Annotated in this window: 15 protein-coding genes and 2 pseudogenes; 11 read left to right on the top strand and 6 right to left on the bottom strand. The window is 39.4% G+C overall.

All coding sequences use genetic code 11. The annotated features are described in order from the left end of the window. Positions 1–2 precede the first annotated feature (2 nt). The 5 genes and pseudogenes from rsgA to LEP1GSC060_RS11370 all read left to right on the top strand — a co-directional run bounded on the left by rsgA (position 3) and on the right by LEP1GSC060_RS11370 (position 8,972). Positions 3–959, top strand: coding sequence for a ribosome small subunit-dependent GTPase A (rsgA, locus tag LEP1GSC060_RS11350; protein WP_003004388.1), 957 nt, complete (start codon positions 3–5; stop codon positions 957–959). Beyond that, positions 956–2,277: pseudogene (locus LEP1GSC060_RS11355) on the top strand (hypothetical protein). The gene rsgA and the pseudogene LEP1GSC060_RS11355 overlap by 4 nt, the downstream one beginning before the upstream one ends. Before the next feature lie 408 nt (positions 2,278–2,685). Then, positions 2,686–3,615 carry a FecR family protein gene (locus LEP1GSC060_RS11360; RefSeq protein WP_036096226.1) on the top strand — a complete coding sequence of 310 codons (930 nt, stop codon included), beginning with the start codon at positions 2,686–2,688 and terminating at the stop codon, positions 3,613–3,615. Between the two features lie 156 nt (positions 3,616–3,771). Continuing rightward, complete coding sequence (locus LEP1GSC060_RS11365; RefSeq protein WP_003004153.1) at positions 3,772–5,382, top strand: LIC10124 family lipoprotein; 1,611 nt, start codon at positions 3,772–3,774, stop codon at positions 5,380–5,382. Beyond that, positions 5,379–8,972, top strand: coding sequence for a tetratricopeptide repeat protein (locus tag LEP1GSC060_RS11370; protein ID WP_003004239.1), 3,594 nt, complete (start codon positions 5,379–5,381; stop codon positions 8,970–8,972). The genes LEP1GSC060_RS11365 and LEP1GSC060_RS11370 overlap by 4 nt, the downstream gene beginning before the upstream one ends. 213 nt (positions 8,973–9,185) lie before the next feature. Here the strand turns inward: LEP1GSC060_RS11370 and trmB are convergent, their stop codons facing one another. Beyond that, positions 9,186–9,839, bottom strand: coding sequence for a tRNA (guanine(46)-N(7))-methyltransferase TrmB (gene trmB / locus LEP1GSC060_RS11375; RefSeq protein WP_003004421.1), 654 nt, complete (start codon positions 9,837–9,839; stop codon positions 9,186–9,188). A 49-nt stretch (positions 9,840–9,888) separates the two neighbouring features. Between trmB and LEP1GSC060_RS11380 the strand changes: the two genes are divergently transcribed. The 3 genes from LEP1GSC060_RS11380 to LEP1GSC060_RS11395 all read left to right on the top strand — a co-directional run bounded on the left by LEP1GSC060_RS11380 (position 9,889) and on the right by LEP1GSC060_RS11395 (position 12,309). After that, the gene (locus LEP1GSC060_RS11380; RefSeq protein ID WP_003004631.1) at positions 9,889–10,827 is read left to right on the top strand and encodes an MBL fold metallo-hydrolase; all 939 of its coding nucleotides are present in this window, start codon (positions 9,889–9,891) and stop codon (positions 10,825–10,827) included. Between the two features lie 131 nt (positions 10,828–10,958). After that, positions 10,959–11,309, top strand: a complete 351-nt coding sequence (locus tag LEP1GSC060_RS11385) for a PilZ domain-containing protein (protein ID WP_003004656.1) — start codon at positions 10,959–10,961, stop codon at positions 11,307–11,309. 337 nt (positions 11,310–11,646) lie between these two features. Further along, the gene (locus tag LEP1GSC060_RS11395) at positions 11,647–12,309 is read left to right on the top strand and encodes a hypothetical protein (protein WP_003004064.1); all 663 of its coding nucleotides are present in this window, start codon (positions 11,647–11,649) and stop codon (positions 12,307–12,309) included. 5 nt (positions 12,310–12,314) lie between these two features. Here the strand turns inward: LEP1GSC060_RS11395 and yihA are convergent, their stop codons facing one another. From yihA to LEP1GSC060_RS11410, 3 genes and pseudogenes are all read right to left on the bottom strand, one after another. Then, the gene (gene yihA / locus LEP1GSC060_RS11400; protein ID WP_003004869.1) at positions 12,315–12,983 is read right to left on the bottom strand and encodes a ribosome biogenesis GTP-binding protein YihA/YsxC; all 669 of its coding nucleotides are present in this window, start codon (positions 12,981–12,983) and stop codon (positions 12,315–12,317) included. Beyond that, positions 12,980–14,280: pseudogene (gene tilS / locus LEP1GSC060_RS11405) on the bottom strand (tRNA lysidine(34) synthetase TilS). The gene yihA and the pseudogene tilS overlap by 4 nt, the downstream one beginning before the upstream one ends. 861 nt (positions 14,281–15,141) lie before the next feature. Then, a complete protein-coding gene (locus LEP1GSC060_RS11410; RefSeq protein WP_003004352.1) occupies positions 15,142–16,053 on the bottom strand; it encodes a CPBP family glutamic-type intramembrane protease in 912 nt (303 codons plus the stop codon). A gap of 1,489 nt (positions 16,054–17,542) precedes the next feature. Here LEP1GSC060_RS11410 and LEP1GSC060_RS11415 point away from each other — a divergent pair. Together LEP1GSC060_RS11415 and LEP1GSC060_RS11420 are read left to right on the top strand one after the other, a co-directional pair. Continuing rightward, positions 17,543–18,076: a WbuC family cupin fold metalloprotein gene (locus tag LEP1GSC060_RS11415; RefSeq protein WP_196221645.1), complete on the top strand. Its 534-nt coding sequence runs from the start codon at positions 17,543–17,545 to the stop codon at positions 18,074–18,076. A 102-nt stretch (positions 18,077–18,178) separates the two neighbouring features. Beyond that, a complete protein-coding gene (locus LEP1GSC060_RS11420; protein WP_036096231.1) occupies positions 18,179–18,760 on the top strand; it encodes a slr1658 superfamily regulator in 582 nt (193 codons plus the stop codon). A gap of 5 nt (positions 18,761–18,765) precedes the next feature. Here LEP1GSC060_RS11420 and LEP1GSC060_RS11425 read toward each other — a convergent pair whose 3' ends face one another. Then, entirely contained in the window at positions 18,766–19,116 is a 351-nt protein-coding gene (locus tag LEP1GSC060_RS11425; protein ID WP_003004462.1) for a slr1659 superfamily regulator, read from the bottom strand. Between the two features lie 131 nt (positions 19,117–19,247). Further along, the gene (locus LEP1GSC060_RS20350) at positions 19,248–19,421 is read right to left on the bottom strand and encodes a hypothetical protein (RefSeq protein ID WP_003004356.1); all 174 of its coding nucleotides are present in this window, start codon (positions 19,419–19,421) and stop codon (positions 19,248–19,250) included. Between the two features lie 220 nt (positions 19,422–19,641). On the opposite strand from LEP1GSC060_RS20350, the gene LEP1GSC060_RS11430 reads away from it, so the two are divergent. Next, positions 19,642–19,923 carry a hypothetical protein gene (locus LEP1GSC060_RS11430; RefSeq protein ID WP_003004498.1) on the top strand — a complete coding sequence of 94 codons (282 nt, stop codon included), beginning with the start codon at positions 19,642–19,644 and terminating at the stop codon, positions 19,921–19,923.

Here is a 19,923-nt window from a genome sequence, read left to right on the forward strand (position 1 = left end):
TCATGTTAGAGTCGGATCCTTCAGTCAAAGAATTTTTTATCATTTCCCGAGTTTACGGAGCTTATTATGAAATTTATTCTCCCGAACGAGGGATCGTAAGGGCCTTTCTCAAAGGAAAATTGAGGACCGTCTCCGCGGAAGAAAGACATCCGTTCGTGGTCGGAGATAAAATTCTCGCAGAACTTTCTTCGGGTAAGGATTGGGTAATCTGCGAAAGATTGGAAAGAAGATCTTTCCTAACTCGCAAAAGCCGCGAAGGAGATACTCAGGTTTTATGCGCGAACGCGGATCAAACTGCGGTTCTTATTTCTCTAAAATCACCCGAAACCAAGGATGGTTTTCTAGATCGATGTTTGGCGGCGGTTTTTACATCTCGCACACAACCGCTGATTCTATTTACAAAGTTGGATCTTACTTCCGAAAACGAAGCCGAAAATCGTATGAAAGTTTATCGGGACCTCGGATATCAAGCGTTTGGAATTTCTTGCACGACCGGAGAGGGGATTTCCGAATTGCAAAAATATCTGCGGAGAAAAACGACGTTCCTCGTCGGAAATTCGGGAGTTGGTAAGTCTACTTTAATCAATCTATTGACTCGAACTCAGGTTCAGAAAACTTCCGGGATTAGCGTTTCGAAAGATAAGGGAAAACATACGACTACGAATTCCCTTTTGCTCGTTTTGGAAGACGGAACGACTTTGATCGATTCTCCGGGAATAAAAGAATGGGGAATTCTCCATCTGAAAAAAGAGGAAATTCTGGAAAGTTTTCCCGAACTCTCCAGTCAAAAAAAACGTTGTGAAGAATCGAATTGTTGTAAACTATCCTCCGGTTGCGCGATGTTGTCCGTTTTGAAAACCGAATCGATAACTTTGGAAAGAAGGAAAAGTTTGGAATCGATGCTTACAAGTCTTGATAACCCGCATAGAGTTACACGAAGAGATAGGATTTCAAAATGAAAGTCACACATTCTTATCTGGAATTCGATTCAATCGACGATCTAATCGACTTTGCAAGAGAATTTGAAACCGGATCTATGATTCGTTTTCTTTCTCCGATCGAAGACAATTCCGGAAATGTGTTGGTAAAAGAGGAAGTGCAGATTAAGGAATCCACACTTTCTCGTTTGAAGGATATCAAAGGACAATATACTCCCAAATTCAACGTGAAGTTGAATAAGGAACTTGTGGAGCAGATTCAGAATATTCTCGCCGTAAAAATCATAAATCAACTCAAATCCACGGATATGAAGTTTCTGAAATTCATGTATGAAAACGCGATTTATAATTATAAGGGAATCATTAGAAATTCCTTATTTTCCAAAAAGACGGTTTTGACTCTTTTAAAAGTCTACAATCAAAATTTAAACTTCTTTAAATACATCAGCGAGTTGGGGCTTTTGGCTCTCGGAATCGTGATGATTCCGGATACGATGAAGTTCAGACTTCTAAGGCGATACGCTTTTATCGCGGGACTCCTCATGGACATTCCCCGGATCGGGGCGGATCGATTTATCAAACTGCCCGACGATGACAACGAAAAAGTCCGAATCGCAAACAAGTGTTCGGATACATTACAAAAACTGGATCTTGTTGGATCACATACGCCGCGATTTCCAATCATATGCCGCTCGGAATGATCGACAATCCGGATAAACCGATTTCGATCGATAAAGGCGGACAAAGCCAAAACATAGACGAAACTTTTTTGGATGATATCGTTTCCAACGACGGCGAAAGCGATAGCAAGGAGGAAAGTTCGAAAGAAGACGCGATCCCGGAAAAATCCTACGACTTTTTCCAAGCCTTACTGACCGACACGTTGAAGTTAACCCGTTATATCGCAAATATCAGTCACCACGCTTCCGATAAGGATTACGTGATGGAAGAATTGGTCTATTATATCGCTTACAATACCTCCAAAAAATACTTTGACGAACTTCTCGCAAATCCTTTGGTTGCTACTTTCAAAGAATTTGAAGTAAACGTCAAAAGGTTGAGAAAGATCGCCGAAGTGGAAATGAAATGTGTTTATCCGCCTTCCGCTTGGGCTTATCCGAAACCGAAATCCGGCCAGGTTTTATGCAGAAACAAGGTTTGGAGTTGTCCGAATATCGTCATGGGCTGGGATATTCACGTAATTACCGCTCAAGAGGCCTTCGGTTGGGTAGGAGCCAGTCTTCCGGTTGACAACTATCCAAAATGTAAGTTGGAAGAGGAATTGGACGCTATTATCGTCGAGCCGGAAAAACCGAAAAAAAATAAACCTATAGGCTAACGCGCGTTCTGCGGTCGAAAACGGGGCGAATCCGGCCTTGGCCTCCGATCTTAGAATAATCCGCTTGAGTTTTGGCCGGACCGCGCTTGAACTCAATGTTGCTGCCTGCGGTCGCAACATAATGCTCCAATCAACAAATTGATAAATCGCCCGAAAAGCGAAATTCTTTCGTGATTCCAATTTGTTGATTCCGCTTCAATCGCTTTCGCATTTGTTATATCGAACTCACGTTAATGTAGGTTTCAAACCGCTTTTTTTTGTCGATAAGCGCCGTATAAAGTTCCGGTTTACGGTTTTTTTATATAAAATACTTACATTCGTATGATATACTAATTCTAAATTCTTGCAATTTTCTCTTGGATGGGTTGTTATCCATAGTGGAATCTTTTTCAAGTTTTTGGGGGGTTTATGAAACGTTATCTATTGATTGCGATTATATGTATATTGTCCGCGTTATCGATCGTTTGTAGCACTAACAAATCATCCGGTAGCGATCAGGTCAAAACCGAATCCAATGCCGCGACGGCAAGAATCGTATGGGTTCTGGGAGACGTGAAAATTCTTTCCGATTCCGGGGAAAAAAAAGCGGAATTAGGAGTCGAGCTTTCTTCCACAGATCGGGTTCTAACCGGATCGAACGCAGGAGCGGAGATTATGGTTGCGGACAGCGGTATTATCAAGATGTCTAAAAATTCCGATATTGCGATTTCCTCTCTGATGAATCCGAACGGATCGGACACGAACGTTCAAGTGAACTACGGAAAAATCGTGACGATGGTAAAGAAAAATCAGAAAACCACCGAGTTTATCGTTTCCACTCCGACCGCACTTGCAGGTGTTAGGGGAACTTCCTTTTTAACTTCCGTAGAAAGTCCGCAAGGATCCAAAGTCAATTGTGCGAAAGAAAATTGTACCGTTCGTTTTGCGGTGATCGAAGGAAGTATCGCAGTCTCAAAAAAGGGAGAATCTTCCGAAGTGATCCTGAGCAAGAACCGCGAGCTTAGAATCGAGAAGAATCAAAAACTTACGGACAAGTTGATTCGTTCCCTTCAAAACGATTCGCTTTCCGAAATGAAAGAACTGATCGTTCTTCATAAAAACGAAACTTTTGAATATGGAAAACTCGTGGAAGAACTCAAATCCTCCAGTGAAGAACTCAAAATCTTGAGTCAATCCGGTTCCGTAGAGGAAGTAAGAGCCGAGTTTCAAAAACGCGAGGCCGATCGTAACAACGCGGACGAGGTTACAAAAACCGCTAAGGTCGTAAATGAAACCAAATATATTCAGCAAGATGTACAAAAGGAAAAACTGAAATTAAACCCGAAAGAAACCTTTTAGGGTTTCGATAAATCCTTGAACTAACGTTTTACAAACCGGAGAACTCTCTCCGGTTTTTTTATTTTTAATCGAATCATCGAAAATTACGGATGATCCTTCCTTCGATTTTTTTATAATGGATTTCTTATTCAACTGATGAAAATTAATGGAACTGTTATGAAATTGATTTTTAACCCGATACGATTCTCCTTTTTTTTCTTATGGATTCTTATTGATTGTTCTTCCGTTCAAAAAATCGAAAACTTCAATTCCGTTTTGCAGGAGCCGACGTTTAAGTCGCTCAAAGAGGAAGAAGCGATTTTTGGAGTAGGTTCCGATACCGATTATAAGATTCGAAAAATCGGAAATGCGGTTCCGGTATTCGTTATGGCTCCGATCCAGGTTCCCGACCAAATGGATTCCAAGTTGGGTTCTTTCTTAAGCGACGAGGTTCGTTTGATTTGGGCTAAGGTAAAAGGAAAACAAGTACGTATAACGGATGCGGCTTGGAGAGATCCTTCGCAGCTTTCCCAAGAACTCAAAAGGTTGAACGTAGATGCCGTGATAAAAACCGATATCCGCGAGGTCTCCGGGAAATGGATCGTAAATCAAAAAATCACGGATCCGATAAAAGAGATCGTTTATGGAAACGTGGACGGTTCCTTTCAACCTCCCCAAACCACGGATGAGTTACAAACGAATCAAGCCTATTATCTGAAACACAGTTCCGGAGTGCTTGCACTCGATCAAAAATCCTCTTTGGTTCCGATTTGGGAAAAGTCTTTGAGTTCCGGGGAAATCGATTTGATTCTTAAAAAATCGATTCAAGGTTATCTTTCCTTCAGCGCTTCTTCCGCGGATACCGAGGTTTCGTTTCAAGGCGAAAAGATCGGAATCGCGTCCTTTCGAAATTATTCTTTGCCGGAAGGTTTACAACAAATTCAAATCACTCGTCCCGGACAAAAAGATATTATCAAATCCTTACAAATCCGCTCGGGTCAGACGATCTCCATTTATCAAGAATGGAAAGAAGATCGAACGCTGGGGGGCTTAAGAATTTTGAGTTTTCCGGAAGCGCTTCAAGTTGCGTTGGACGGTTTAAGAATCGGAGAAACTCCTTTATATAGAAGTAATCTTACTCCGGGTGCGATGCAGTTGGAATTGGTTCGTGACACGGAAAACGGACCTTTGGTTTATTACGAAGGCCAAATGATCGTGGACGCGGATAAAATCACCGAAATCGCGTTACCTTATAAAACCGACAACTTGGTTTCCGAACCCGAGTTTTGGAAACTTTCCGGCGAAAAAGGATTTCAGGCTTTTTCCGGAAAAACATTAGATTTTCAGAATGTTTCTTCTTTACCCTCCGGTTGGTACGGAGTTTTTTCCGTTCCGTTCGTTCCCGAAAATATGGAGTTGGAAGGAATCATTCCGATCACTTCCGAAACCGATTCCGGAATCGCGGCAATTTCTTTTCACACGTCGAAAAAAACGATCAGCTTGGAATATGAAAAAGAAAGACTCAGCGTGTATTCTTTTCCTTCCAATGGAAACGACGTCGGAACATACAAATTCAAAAAGGAAGACAAAGAAGACGGACGTCCGTTCCGGATCGTAACCGACGTAAAAGAGGGAACGGTTCGATTGTATTTAGGATATTCTAAAGTTTTGGAAGACAAGTTGGATGTTTCCGGCGTTTGGCGGATTTCCATTCTTACGAGAGGGGAAAAATTTTCAAAACGTTCTCCGTTAAGAAATCTCAAGATCGAATACAAAGGTTATAAATGAAAGGTTTGGATTCTATGAAAAACAATATCATATCGATTATCGTACTCGTTTTTATTAGCGGACAATTTACGGTCCATTGTTTGAGTAAGGATTTTAGAAAATCCCAAACTCAGGACTCGGTTTTGGAAAAAGATTCGGCGACCCGTGAAAAACTGAAACGAGTTTCAAGAATTTTGAATGAAGGAAATTCATTCTTTCAAAAAGGAAATTTTGAAAGGTCTTTGGAGAAAGCCAATCTTGCGGTAAATACGTATCCTACCGCACCCGGTTATTATCTCGCGGGAGTTTCCGAATACAAACTCGGCAAAAATCAAGACGCTCTTATTTCCTTGAAAAAAGGAACCGATATCGATCCCGAAAACGAACAGATTCTGCTCACGTTAGGCATCATTTACACGGCCGAAGGTAAAAACGAAGAGGCCATCGAAGTTTACGGAAAGTTGGAATCTTTAGCGGTTAAAGATAAATACAATTATTCCTTTAAAAAAGCGGTGATCTTAAAAAACCAAGGTAGGTTCGAACAATCCTATGAGACTCTCAAAAAAATTCCCGCAAAAGAATTCGCGTTTCCCGCCCAATTGAACATGCAACTCGGAGACGCCGCTGTGCAGTTAAAGAAATACGAGGAAGCCGAGGTTTATTTCGAAGAGGCAAGAAAGAACGATCCTGAGTTGTTGTCCGCAAAAAAATCCGCTTCCGTAAGCAGAGTTGCGTCGGCTTTGGAAAACGGAAATCAAGCGATGAGAAAAAAGAATTATAAGGAAGCCGCTTCCCATTTTCAAACCGCAATTCAAAACGATCCGAAAAATCCCGCGCCTTATATTTTTTTGGGGAACGCCCGAATTTTAACGGGAGAATACGAAGTCGCTCTAAAAGCGTTCGAAAGTTCTCTCGCGCTTAAGCCCGATTATCAAGAGGCGATTTCGGGCATTGCGGCAGTATATTACAAAACCGGAAACTACAGAAAGTCAGTATCCGTTTTGGAAAAGGCGATTTCCCAGTTTCCGAATAACGCGATTTATCAAAACCAAATGGGTTTGAACATGAAGGCTTTGGGCGAACCGGCAAAGGCGCTTGTGTATTTTACAAGAGCCCGAGATTTGGATCCTACATTTGTCGAGCCGGTGACAAATCTAGTGTTCTTGTTGATCGCCGAAAATCGTTATAAAGTCGCGAGAAGAGAAGCGGAGTCCTTAAAGTCCGAATCCGAAAAAAAACAAATCATCTCGTTCATCGACGTTTCCGAACAAATTTACGAAGGGGATAAACATCTCAGAAAAGGAGATACCAAAGGAGCGAAAGTCTTTTACGAAAAAGCAAAAAAGGCCTTTTCGGAAGAACCTTCCGTTTACAACGCATTCGGAAGATTGTATTTTATTTCGGGAGAATCGAAGTCCTCGGAAGAAAATTTTAAGAAAGCGCTTTCCATAGATAAACAAAACATTCCAGCGCTTCAAGGATTGATCCGGCTTTATTCTTCTCAAAAAAATCAAACCCTCGCCAATCAATACACGAAAGAATTGGAAAATTTAACCGGCAACGATCCTTCCGCTGCGATCGTTTTGGGAAGAACATACGAAGATAAAAAGGAATACGAAAAGGCGGAAAACGTTTATAAAAATCTTCAGAAAAAATTTCCGAACAACGAAGCGGTCAATTTTCGTCTCGCGATGTTGTATTATAAAATCTCTCTGGAAGAGAACGAAAAGAACAATCACGATTCCGCATTAAACTGGATTTCCAAGGCGGAAAAATTATCCAAAGATATTCCCGAAATCGCGGAAACGAGAAAAACGATCCAAGAAAATCAAAAGTTCGCGACCGTAATTCCGACCATTCAAAAAGCGAATAAACTTTTCAATATGCGTCAATATGAAAAAGCGATACCACTTTATCAGGATGCGTTTCAAAAAACGGGAAAATTAACTTTGTATATTAAAATTGCTGAATGTCATTTGGCTTTAGGAAACGAAGAAAAAGGAATTTCGATGTTGGAAAGTCCTCCGCCCGGAACTCGTAACCTTCAAACGAGGGAAGCGATCAATGCGTTTTTGCTCCGAAAAGGAGAAGTGGATAAGGCCGAGGCGGGTTTTAAGGAGATCCTCGCTAAAAAACCGGATTCTTATTATAGCCACTATCAGATGGGAATCATCCATCTCCAAAGAAAAAAATACGATGCGTCGATCGATTCTTTTGATAGGTCCCTACTTCTCAACACTGATTTCGTAGCTGCGAGAATCGGTAAGGGAATCTCCATGTATCATTCCGGAAATAAAAAAATCGCCAAGGAAGAATTTGAAGCCGCGATGCAACAGGATTCCGCGAACGAACTTGCGCCTTACAACATCGGGATTATACTGTTTAACGATAATCTTTATAACGAAGCGATTGTGATCTTTAAGGAAATCATACAGAAAAATCCGGAATTTTCGGACGCTCACTATCAGATCTCTTACATCTATTACAAACGCGGAGATTTGGAACTGGCCGAAAAAGAAATTCGTAAAGCTCTGGAATTGGAAAGAAACGAAAGAGATATTTTCGCTTTGATTCGTATTCTTTCGGAGCAAAAAACGAAGATGGCCAATCCGGCGATTAAAAAAGAAGTTCTGGAATTAGGAAGAGAACTCGCGGAAAAATTCCCGGGTTCTCCGCACGCTGCTCAAGCCGAAAGATTGGTGATTGCGGACGAGGACAATCCTGTGCTTCTGCAATCTTATCAGAGCAGAGGAAAGTTGATCGGTGTTCCCGTTCTTATTAATAATTCCGTAATATTAAATTACGGAACGAGCGTAGAATCTTTAGATAAGGATCGTGGGGTTCGTCACTGGAGAATTCAGACCGCGACTCCTTATAAATTTTTGTTGGCCGATAAACGTCTGATCGGAATTTCGGAAAAAAAACTCGAAGTTATGGATCTTAAAACCGGAATCGTACTCAGAGAAACGAAACTTCCGTCCGGTGAAATCAAAAAGGCAAATCTTTCCGGAGAAAACATCCTGGTCGAAGTTGTAACCGGAAAAAGTTCTAAAATTTACAGTTATTCGGATCAACTCGAGTTGAACGGTTCGGTTTCCTTTGAAGGTTCTTTTTGGTCGGGGATTAAATCCGGCGTTTTATTTTCGGTCGCACAAAAAGACGGAATCCAAGCACAAGTATATGATGCTTCTCTAAAGGACTTGAATGCCAAAAAGATCTTTCAAAAAGGAGCCGGAGAACTTAGATATTTAGGATCTTATGAAACCGGAATTTTCTTTTTATCCGGAAAGAAAATCGTTTCGATCAATAACGAAAAATCCTCTTCGATCGATCTGCCGAACAATTCCGCTTCTCAGTTCGTGGTTCGTTCTCCTTATCTTTGGTTTTATGCCGGAAAAATCGTATATCGTGTCGAATCGGGTTCTCTCAACGTAAATTCTTTTACCGTGGAGGCGTCCGACATTGAAGGGATTCTTCCGGGTAAAAAAGACGACGGAATTGTTCTTTTTAAATCCGGGAAGGCGATTCGTTACGGGATCGACGGCAAACCGATCTGGTCTTATCCATTGAAAGACGAAGAAGGAAAAATATATTCTCTAGTCTATCGTTGAAGACCTTAACGGTGCGTTTCAAAATTTAACTTTATTCTATAAAAGATTACGTTGATACTGAGACGCCGTTTTGCGTTATGAAATCGGCATAAGAAAAATAAATTTGTCGGAAACTCAGAGTACCATCACTTTCTAAAAATTGTTCGGCAATGTTGGCTTAGTACCGTGCCTTACCCTTCATAGATCGTTTGATAGATTGTCGGTAAGAGAAACTTATTTTCGGATCAAAACTTGATCGATGTAGTAGATCCTTTTTCCTTCTTCCCGTTTTTTTCTTTCAAAGTGAGAAACGGGAATTTCGTTCCTTTCCGATCTCAGTTCGACCGTTTCCGGTCTGAAAACTTCCGAATCTCTGAAAAGACGAATCGCTTTTCTCGCATAAGGACCGTAATCCGTTGCAAAGGAAAACTTTCCTTTTTCCGGAAGGAGAATTCTCAGAGATTCCAGAAACTTGGAATTCATCGTTCTTTTTTTATGATGTCTTCTTTTGGGCCAAGGATCCGGGAAATTGAGTAGGATTTCGGAAAAAAGGTTCTCTTCAAATACGTCTTCCAAGAACCAATTGAAGTTGACACAGAGAATTTTCACGTTATCGAGAGAATGTTTTTCGATTCCGCGTATCGTGTGCCGGATTCGATCGAACTTCTTCTCCATCAATACGAAACCTGTGTTCGGTCTTTGAAGGGCCATAGAGATCGCAACTTCCCCCCAGCCGGAGCCCAACTCTAAAAAATATGTCTCGAACACTTTTGAGAATAAATTTTCTTTTTTCAGTTTCCTTAAAGGACTAGCCCGCAAAAAATAATCCGAAGCGAAAGGGATTCCGCTTGCGATCGACCAGAGTTTTTGTTCGAGTTCTTGGACCATGGCTTATCGTCAGAGAATTTTACACATTTTGTTTGTCTAATATAATACAGTGAAAGTAAAACTATACGGCGTACGGGGCTCGCTCCCCACACCACTGAGTGAATCGGAATACAGGGAGAAAATTCTTAAAATTCTGAAAGCGGCTCATTCCGAAATCAAAAAGCAGAACGGAAATTTTTCAGAGGAAACGTTCTTAAATTCCTTAGATCCTTCCCTATCGCGAACGATCGGGGGAAACACTACTTGCGTCTTTATACAAGCTCGATCCGGAGAACGTTATATTATCGATTGTGGTTCCGGAATTCGACAGTTAGGAAACGATCTGCTTGCGGAGGGTCTCAAACCCGGTGATACGATTCACATTTTGATCACTCACACTCACTGGGATCATATACAAGGTTGGATGTTTTTTAAACCCGCTTATTTTCCAGGTGTGGATATTCATTTTTACTCCACCATTCCGAATCTTCAAGAAAGATTTGAAAGACAACAGAACGAGGAGCATTTCCCCATTCCCCTTTCGGGTATGATGTCCAAAAAGACCTTTCATCTTCTTGAAAAAAATAAAAGCACGGATATCGGGTCCGTAAAGGTGACTCCGTTTCTTCTCAGACATCCGGGAAATTGTACCGGGTTTCGATTCGAGGAAGATGGTAAGAGTTTTTTGTTTTGTACCGACGTCGAGGTTCAGGAACCCGATCTCGAAGAGTTTTTCGAACTCAAAAAGTCTTTCGGAAAAACGGATCTGTTGATCATCGACGCTCAGTACAGTTCCGAAGAAGCCGAAAAAAAAATAGGTTGGGGACACACTTGTGGTAAGGTTGCGGTTCGTTGCGGAGAAATTTTAGAGGTTAAACGCCTAGTATTGACACATCACGAACCGGATCACAAGGATGAAGATATTTTTAGAATTTTTCATCAGGAATCCGGGGCTTCCGTAAAGATGGAAGTTCTTTTAGGAAGAGAGAACGATTCGTTTTCTCTCTAAGAAGTTAAGAAGTTGTTTTTGGATCGGTCCTCTTTTAAGAACGTCTCTAAAGAGAATTTGAAGTTTGTTATTCTTTATTTTCTTAAAAATTTTCTTTTATTTCATTTAATCTGAGTTATTCTGGATAGCCTATGCAAACTGATATAGGGCAACAAAAGAGAAGTACGAACGATATTTTTGCCGATAAACGTTTTTACAAACGCTTCCGGAAGAACAACCTAGTAAAGATGCTCCTTGGTAAGAATGAAATTTTGGGAAATCTTGAAGATATGAGTATGATCGGAGCGTCGATTAGTTCCAGAGAGGAAATTCTTTTGGGTGAGCGTGTAAAATTTATATCCCCTATGTTTTCCACTCAAATCGAAGCCGATATTGTCAGGAAAGATGTGATTCACGAAAAATATAAATACGGGCTTTTGTTTCACGATTTATCAGATGCCGTTATCGCTGAGATTTTAAATAAGATTGCTTCCGTCGATTGAGCACTTTCACTAAAACTTTCACAATCCAGCCGACTTCTTCTTTCAAATGAAAAAAGACAGATCTGCGAAAATTCTTAGAGCCTGCCCCCAAAACCACGAAGAAAATTTGTGTGAGTTCCCACATTTATAGTGACTAACATCGAATATGTGGGAACTCCCACATGATTGCAACATTCGGCGTCTCGCTTCTATTGGAGCCGGATGGGGCTACTAAAATTCTGAATCAATCTTATTATAATTTCTATTCTTCTTTTTATCAAAGAATTTCATCGATTTTGGAAATATTTTATAAACCAATCCTTAACTTGGGGTTTTATAAGCCGACACTAGTATTAGAATGAAAATCGGCGGTGAACATAGGACTCAACTTGGAATTCCACGGGATGAATCTTTGCATTATATCGGACATGGACAATTGGAAAGCGCTCCTTCGTCCACTTCCGTTCTTCATGTCATCTCACATGAACTTGGACATGTCGCTGAGTTCCGCTCCGACGCGATGAGGGACCGAGCCGAAATTCGTTCTTTAAACATGAAAATCCATTACGAGTTTCGAAATGGAAAACTTGTGGCAGTTTCCGGCGAAACCGAGGCCGTCACTGCGAAAAAGTCGGAGGAAACCCCGCGTAAAAACGAAATCTCGCAGGACGCATCTTCGAAAGAAAAGGACACACTTAAAAAAGAAGAAAAAACCTCGGCTTTCAACGACAGGGAAAAACAAATTCTTTCGGAGATCCGCAGAGTCGAATCGGAACTTCAGTCCTTTGAAATGAAAAAAAACGTAGAAGAACAAAGATTCGATTCTATCAAAAAAACGGAATTAGAAGGAAGAAAAAGAAAACTTGAAATGGCTCTGAACCAAGAAAAATTAAAAGATATCTTAAAAGATACATTGAATACTTTTAAGGAATTAGTGGATAAACAAACTCAAGTCAGCTTGAGAATATTAAACGCGAACGTTTCCGATAAACTCGGCAGTCTTTTCGACGCCAAGGCTTGATCTTCTCAAGAAATTTCTTCGATTTTTTCCGTATCCTTATTTTTCATCGGAGTTCCTACCGTGTTGATTAACGAGTCCACGATTTTTCTGAGCTCCGGCAGACCCTTTCCCGATTTATTGGATACCAGTACGGTTTCCAACATAGGGTACAACTCGTGAATATTTTTCATTTTTTTTCTCAGTTTGGAAAGATCGCTTTGATTGAGTTTGTCGATTTTTGTTCTTACCAAAACCGGTTTTATATTTCTTTCAAAACAGGTTCCTATCAATTCCAGTTCTTCTTCCGGAAGTTCTCTCTGAGAATCGCAGACCAAGAAGAGACATTTTAAATCTTTTGCAAGGTTTAAGTAATCCATGAGGAGACCCATCATCGCTTCGTGGTCTTTATGGGAGTTTGCGGAATAACCGAAACCGGGTAAATCCACCAGATAGATCGAACGATTTACAAAAAAGAAATTGAGTAGTTTCGTTTTTCCGGGGGTTGAAGAAACTTTTGCGAGGGATTTTCTTTCGAGGATCGCGTTGAGTAGAGACGATTTGCCGGCGTTGGAACGACCTGCAAATGCAATTTGAGGCATCCCTTGAGAAGGGATCTGGTTTGCATCTCCGTAAGACGCTTTGAACTCGACGTCCTTGAAGAATGGTTCGTCCTTTTTTTGAGGATCCTCGTTCATACTCCGGGCTCCTGAAAGTCAGGTAAAATTTTCAACTTCCATCAGCTAAAATGTCCCCTATCCTCGGATCCCAAAGACTCAGACAAATCACATCAACTTTCCCTTCCCCGTAAAGTATGGGTAGCATTTTTCTAACCGGAACCGGAATCTCTTTTTGCCGAAAGATTTCGGAAATTTCTATACTCATCCCGTTTTTGCGAATTTTAGCGCCCGGAGAGCATAAACCCGGAATCAAACCGGAAGGAATTTTTTTTTGATTTCTGTTCCATTTGAGAATCATCTCTTTCGGTTCGAATCTGAATTTTTTCAGGCAAGAAGAATTTTTAGGAATCAGATAAAGATCGGAAGAAGTCGATTTCCAAAACCACACTTCTTTATTTTCAAGGCTAAAAGAATTTTTCCTTTCCAAACAATTCGTGAGATCCTGAAAAAAGTTTCGAGTGATCGGATGTAGACCTAAGGATCGCAGATAACGGTCTATCAGGAATTTTCTTTCCCTTTGAGAGAGATCGTTCAAAACCCAGACGTCGATTTTCAAAAAAGAGGGAATCTCGCGCGGCAAAACGTCTTTAGAAATAATTTTAGAAGAGGGTTTTTCCATCCGATGAAAGTTTTTATAAATTCGATCCGGATCGGCTCCCTCCCTTAACAATAAAGGTGTAATATAATTTCGAATTCGATTTCTAAGATATTCGTTACTTCGATTGGATTCGTCTTCGAAAACCGGCCAAAACTCGGATTGCAAAATCGTTTTGATTTCGTTTTTCTGAAAAGCGAAAAGAGGTCTAAACCGATTTTTTTCATACCAGCCTAAGGTACGTAAGGAATTCCAACCGCCGCCCCGAATCAAATTGAGAAGAACGGTTTCAAGATAATCTTCCGAATGATGCCCGGTAACGATATAACCTTCGTACCGAGTCGAAATTTTCTCCAGGTCCTTATATCGAAAAATCCTTCCGGTTTCTTCGAGTGTTCTTCCTAACTTTCGAGATAAAAGAGGAATATTTTTTTTTTTGAATAATTTCGGAAACGGAAATGTACTTTCCGCATAATCGAGAATTTTTTTTTCCTGTTCCAAGTTGAATCGAATCGAATGATCGAGATGATAGATACAAGGAGCCGGAATTTTTTTTTCGATCCAAAGCCAAAAGTAAAAATGAATTAAAAGGGAAGAATCTTTTCCGCCGGAATAGGAAAGAACGCCGGGACGAGATAAGATCATTTCGTGAAAAGGAGCGATTCTTTCCCAGACAGTATCAAATATCTTTTGTGTGGATTCGGAGATTTTATCTCTCATAGGGATTGGTTAATGCAGGTTTAACGGATTCTTCGGATTGCTGCAAGAGTTATATCGTTCATCAACTCTTGGTTTTCGCTAAATTTGGGGATTTCAGAAATGATTTCGTTTCTTGTGGTGTTTTTGAATTTTCACTTTAAATGCGGGGACTGTATTGACTTATACGTTACCCACAAGTTAAGAAGGTTTTTGGAATCAGAAGGATCAAAAACGCAGATGTGATAGGAGTCAGTGAATAGATTTCAGAGTTCAGTTATATTTTTCTAATAGAGCGATCAGACTTTAACAATGTATAATCTCCCTCTTCTGTAAAATTCCTAAAATCTATTTACTAGGATTTAGTGGTTAGAAATCTATCCACTAGTACGTTCCGACAAGAATCATACTTTTTACTTGCAAAAAGTATGATTTTCTGATAGAGAAAAGCCTCTCGAACGTTTCACGGAGGATTATCGTAATTCCGACAGATTTATCTTGAGATCCAAATATTTGTGGGCAACGCTATGGTAGGGAGCGAGTTAAAGCTTTCGCATTGGGTTATACCGAACTCACGTTAATTTAGTTTTTTCCGATTTGAAAAATTTCTGCAAAGGTTTATTGCAGAACGCGGATTTTTAACTTCCTTTTAAAAAATCGACCGAAACGATTTTAAGGTGTCGCTTTAAAAATTTAAAAATAAATTTTTATAATAGAGTTGTTGAAAAATTCAACAGTCGCGATTAACAAAACTGCTTCAATCATCCATTTCAATGAAACAGAAACAAATGGAGAATTAATTTTTCAACAACTCTAATTTATTATTTCAAATTTCGGTTCGTATTCGATTAATCCATGCATAAATTATAAATTTGTTCAATTTGATCAAAATAATTTATCCCAAACATAAATTCCCGCAAAAAACTCCATACCACCTGCGAGTATGATATGTGCATAAAGCCCGCCTCGAATCGAATGAGTTCTAAGGCTCAAAGCTCCCATCAATAATCCTCCGAAAAACGAACTTAGAATTTCCCCTCTAGGTTTTTGAAAGTGAACCATGCCGTAAATTAAAGCGGCCATTCCTACCGCGTGATAACGGCCCACAACTTTCAAATATCGAATAAGAAACTTTCTAAAAAAGAATTCCGTAAAATAAAAAGTGTAAAGATATACGATTTCAAAAACGAGAGTGGTAAACCAAGTCGCATGATACAAAAGTCGTTCGTTCGTAATTGGAGCTCTCGGGTAAAATTCTTTAAAACCGGGGACAAAAGAACCGATTGCCGCGATTATCAATGCGAGAATTAATATCGGATAATAAGAGGGAGTTTTCTTTTTTTCAAAGGGAACCGGATTCGTTTTGTACCTATATAAATCGTATAACAATGGAAAGGCTAACAGTGGAAGCGTATGGGTGAATTGTTTGATAACTTTCCAAACCCAAAAAATCCATTCTCTAGGAAAGTGGGATAAAAATCTTTCATAGGGAAAATTCGATAGATGTAAAACGATTAAACTTATCCAAAACACGAAAAGAAAACCGATTATTTTTGCGCCATGAAATTTAATTTTTCTTCTTTTAGGAAGATGAAAATAAAATAAGAATATTAGAAATCCATATATTAGACATATACTAATAGACCTTAATACTAAATTCTTTGAAGTGATAAGAGGGAATCCGAATTCCTCATTTAAGAAAAGAATTAAAAACAGACTTCCGTAAAAACCGAATAATAGGGTGTAGATTTTTGAATTTTTTCTAAAAAATCCTTTTAGGACCGATATGATTTCCATTTAAGAACCAATTCGAGCCGATGAGATAAAACTTTCCAATACTTTCAGCAAAATGATTCTGAAAATTTAATTTCGAACCAGAAAGGTGAAATTTAAAAAGAAGAAAAGCTTTTGTCAGATGTTTTGCTTTAAAGAGGACCTTCGGCTTTTTTGCAATCGATTGTTACTAAGGTATATCCCAGATCCCTCTGCTACGTTTTTTATTATTACTTTAGTATATTATAAATTATATTTATTTTAGTAACCGCCATTTTGATGTCTGTCTCGTATTATTAGGTAGAACTCGAATTCATTTTCGAAAACTCTGCGTTTCGATTTTCTCGGTTTTCTTTTTGAGCGCTCTTCCTTTTATTTAGAGCTTGTCCCAAAACCTACAAGGAAATTTGCAGGAGTTCCCACAGAAACCGTCTCTTTTACGGTTTTTAGGCTTTTAGATGATTTTCTCGTCGTTTAAAAACGTAGTAGTTCCCACATTTCAGGTTTTGGGACAAGCTCTGATTATCTCGTTAATTTATCTTTGTCAAAGATCTACCCGCCGGCTAAAAAGGAATTCATATTCTATTCTCGCAATTCAAGGCCGAAGATTTATTAGATTATTGTTATGAAGCTTTTGTAATTTTCATATAGTCTTTTTATTGTATTTAGAGATTCTTTTTTGGTTTTTTAAAAAATAGAAAAAGACCGTGAATCTCGTTCCCTAAACTCAGCGTAAAATTCGCACACCGTTATAAAATTCCTAACCGCTAACGCCTAAAACTTGAAACGCCGACGTTTCAAGTGACAAGTGGTTAGGATTTTCCATACAATAAAATGTAAGTGTTCCGACAGAAATGAAGCTTTTTACTTGCAAAAAGTATAATTTTCTGATAAAGAAAAGCCTCCCGAGTCTTCTCACCACCTATTTCGCGACGGAAGCTCCCTGAAACGCGATCCTTAGAGAGCGTTTCACTTACTTCTGAGAACGATTTCTTGAAATAGGGCCTCATTTTCTAGGGATCATTCGGCAGGAAGCAATTCACTTCCACCCAAAATCAAGGGAGAAACTCAACACAACGCTTCCTACGAGTCGTGTTGAAAAACTCAACGCAGAGCTTTCCCTAGGGGTCGCTTTGCCGGGCCGATCTTTACACGGAGGGTTGTCGTAATTCCGACGGATTTACGCTGATTTTAGGTTTGGAACAGATTCTCTAGATTTGTTTTCACTTAAAGAATTTCTAAAAACAGAAATTCCCTTTTGAATTTTTAAAATTATGTCTCTTCCTAAATGGCAAAATTCTTTGGTTTTCCGAAAAAATTCTTAAAAAGTCAATGTACGATTTGACACTAAGACTGAGTCTCATTTCCATTGTATTGGAATGCAGGTAAAAAAAGTTAGGTTCAAAAATGGATAAATGCCACTGCGCACAAGTAGCCTTCGAGACCATTGTAGAAACAGCAAAATGTGAAGGTGTGGGCTACCAAGAAATTATAGAAAGGGTAAACGCGGGAAATACTTGCACTGCCTGCAAGTCATATCTTATTGAGTACTGTGAATCCAGACTCGAACTCCTCCAGACCGTATAAACAACTCATTACAGATTCTCTTTTTTCGGAAGTATTGCAAAAGGCGAATTCCTCCCCTCGTAAAAGAGCCAACCATAACTTTCACGAACTTTCGGAAGTTTACCAAAGATTTCTGAACGTTCTCACTCAAGATACATACGTACAAGCGCATAGACATAAATCTCCTCCCAAACCGGAAACGTTTTTGGTCCTCAAGGGAAATTTAGGATTTATCCTTTTTCAGGAAGACGGTTCGGTTCAAGAGACACATTACCTAAGCTCAGAAGGTCCAGTGTACGGAATTGATATCGCTCCCGGAGTTTATCATACTCTTATTTGCCTTTCCGAAAATGCGATTTGTTTTGAAGGGAAGTCAGGACCCTACGAGCCTAGTACGGACAAGGATTTTGCGCCCTGGGCTCCTTCCGAAACGGCCCCAAATCGAAACGAATACCTTGGTAAATTAAGAAAACTTTTTTAATTCGACTTTCATTCGAAGTCGGTTTTTTACTTTCCTTTATGCGGATTCGAGTTTCTATTTTTGCAATACGAATCGTCGAATTTTGAAGATTCAAAAAATGTTATGAATTATCCCGTCCAATACGGCCATTACAATCTGATACCCGACTCACTTCCCTGTGAAAGCGAATTTACGTTAAAATTGCGGCCTATGGATCTTCGCGTTCAATGGAGGCGATGTTCGCTCACTGCGGATTTCGTTTCCAACTATTGCTCTTATCAGGAAAAACTGGATTCGGATTCTTCCAATACACTTTCAATCGTATTAAACGAACTGATAGAAAACGCTGCGAAATTTTCCAAAGATAGAAAGGGAGAAATTCTTTTAGATCTTAAATACTATTCCGAGCTACTTAAAATTGAAATTAAAAACTTAACGGACGAGACTTGCAAAAATAAATTGGAAAATTCCATCTCAACTCTCATTGATCGAAACTTGGACAAAATTTATATCGATAAACTCAAAAACGGAGACGGAAACGAGACGAACTCCGGACTCGGTCTTATGCTTCTTTCAAAAGATTTTCCGGTTCGGTTGGGATTTTCAATCAACGAAAATTCGTTCGGAATTTATGAAGTGATCGTGAGAGCGTATTTGGATTTAAACGAAGTTGTAAAAACGAAATTCAAAACCTTAAACGTTTGATTTTTTTACTCGAGACTTGTTTTAATTTCCGACCTGAGTTTTTTGATATTCTCCAAAAATTTAATCTGCCAGTACCTATTTTTATTACCTTTGATTTCTATATTGCGAATGTTTTTCTTATCATAAACGGCGACAAATCTGGAAAGACTAGCAATTCCGGCGCTATTTAAAAAATCCAAATTCTTAATATCAATGACCACTTTCCCACGCCCTGAATGATCCAACATGGTTTCGATAGCGGAGATAATCGGATCGTATTCTTCCACATTGAGCAAACGAAGAGTTCCGGAAATTTTTATCCTTCCGCGGTTCTTTTCAGTTTCGACGGAATAGTCTTCTTCTTTTAAAATTTCCATTTTTCACTTTCCAGTAGGCCAAAAGGCTATTGTCTTTTTAAAAATCATACCTAACTATTTAAAAATAAGAAGGCATTTCTTCTGATTTTAAAAAAAAGACAAATCTTTTCGATGACACTTCCGATAAGCGTTCAATGAAAGAACAACTTTTCACAAAGTTTTCGTATCTTTTCAGCATTCCAGATGCTTTTTTTCGGAAATTCTAAAATCCTACCTCCTTCGGCGTTTTTGAAATCGGTGCTTTGTTTGACTTCCGCAATTTTTGAATTATGTCGTCTTAAGGATTCGCTTTCTATCTTCTCCATGAATAGTATTTTCGGAGTTGAGATCGGCGATCTTCAGGAAATCCCAATAAAAAAGAAGACTTAACTCCAAATTATTTTTTTGCCCGTTGGTTTATATTGTTTCAGCGCATTTTTTAGAACCTATGATATGAAAACTCTTGCAACATCGCTCCCCTAAGAAGACTATATGAGATTGTGGGAATTTTACCCATTCATATAAATAAACCTGGAAAGAAGCTCTATGCCTGAGTTTGATTCGATTGATCTGATGAATTATGCAATTTACGGAAATGAACAAGACCCCGAATGGGCCGATATAAGAAATTATATTAAGTCCAACGCTTCCGCACAAAAAGAATTGGAAGAATTAAGACGTTCCGTACCGCAGAATGTTAGAAAAAGAAGGGACCCTTCTCGCCCTCAGGACTTCGAAAGAGATAGATCTCACGACTCCTCCGATTCAAGAAATGCAAATTCTCCGGAGGAAAAAAAGAAATGGTGGTCTATTTTTACGGGTGAGTAA

The sequence above is a fragment of the Leptospira weilii serovar Ranarum str. ICFT genome, from assembly GCF_000332415.1.
Taxonomy (GTDB): Bacteria; Spirochaetota; Leptospiria; order Leptospirales; family Leptospiraceae; genus Leptospira; species Leptospira weilii_A.

Coding starts and splice junctions, on each gene's coding strand:
- rsgA (WP_003004388.1), top strand. CDS start 3: ATGTTAGAGTCGGATCCTTCAGTCAAAGAATTTTTTATCATTTCCCGA.
- LEP1GSC060_RS11360 (WP_036096226.1), top strand. CDS start 2,686: ATGAAACGTTATCTATTGATTGCGATTATATGTATATTGTCCGCGTTA.
- LEP1GSC060_RS11365 (WP_003004153.1), top strand. CDS start 3,772: ATGAAATTGATTTTTAACCCGATACGATTCTCCTTTTTTTTCTTATGG.
- LEP1GSC060_RS11370 (WP_003004239.1), top strand. CDS start 5,379: ATGAAAGGTTTGGATTCTATGAAAAACAATATCATATCGATTATCGTA.
- trmB (WP_003004421.1), bottom strand. CDS start 9,839: ATGGTCCAAGAACTCGAACAAAAACTCTGGTCGATCGCAAGCGGAATC.
- LEP1GSC060_RS11385 (WP_003004656.1), top strand. CDS start 10,959: ATGCAAACTGATATAGGGCAACAAAAGAGAAGTACGAACGATATTTTT.
- LEP1GSC060_RS11395 (WP_003004064.1), top strand. CDS start 11,647: ATGAAAATCGGCGGTGAACATAGGACTCAACTTGGAATTCCACGGGAT.
- yihA (WP_003004869.1), bottom strand. CDS start 12,983: ATGAACGAGGATCCTCAAAAAAAGGACGAACCATTCTTCAAGGACGTC.
- LEP1GSC060_RS11410 (WP_003004352.1), bottom strand. CDS start 16,053: ATGGAAATCATATCGGTCCTAAAAGGATTTTTTAGAAAAAATTCAAAA.
- LEP1GSC060_RS11420 (WP_036096231.1), top strand. CDS start 18,179: ATGAATTATCCCGTCCAATACGGCCATTACAATCTGATACCCGACTCA.
- LEP1GSC060_RS11425 (WP_003004462.1), bottom strand. CDS start 19,116: ATGGAAATTTTAAAAGAAGAAGACTATTCCGTCGAAACTGAAAAGAAC.
- LEP1GSC060_RS20350 (WP_003004356.1), bottom strand. CDS start 19,421: ATGGAGAAGATAGAAAGCGAATCCTTAAGACGACATAATTCAAAAATT.
- LEP1GSC060_RS11430 (WP_003004498.1), top strand. CDS start 19,642: ATGCCTGAGTTTGATTCGATTGATCTGATGAATTATGCAATTTACGGA.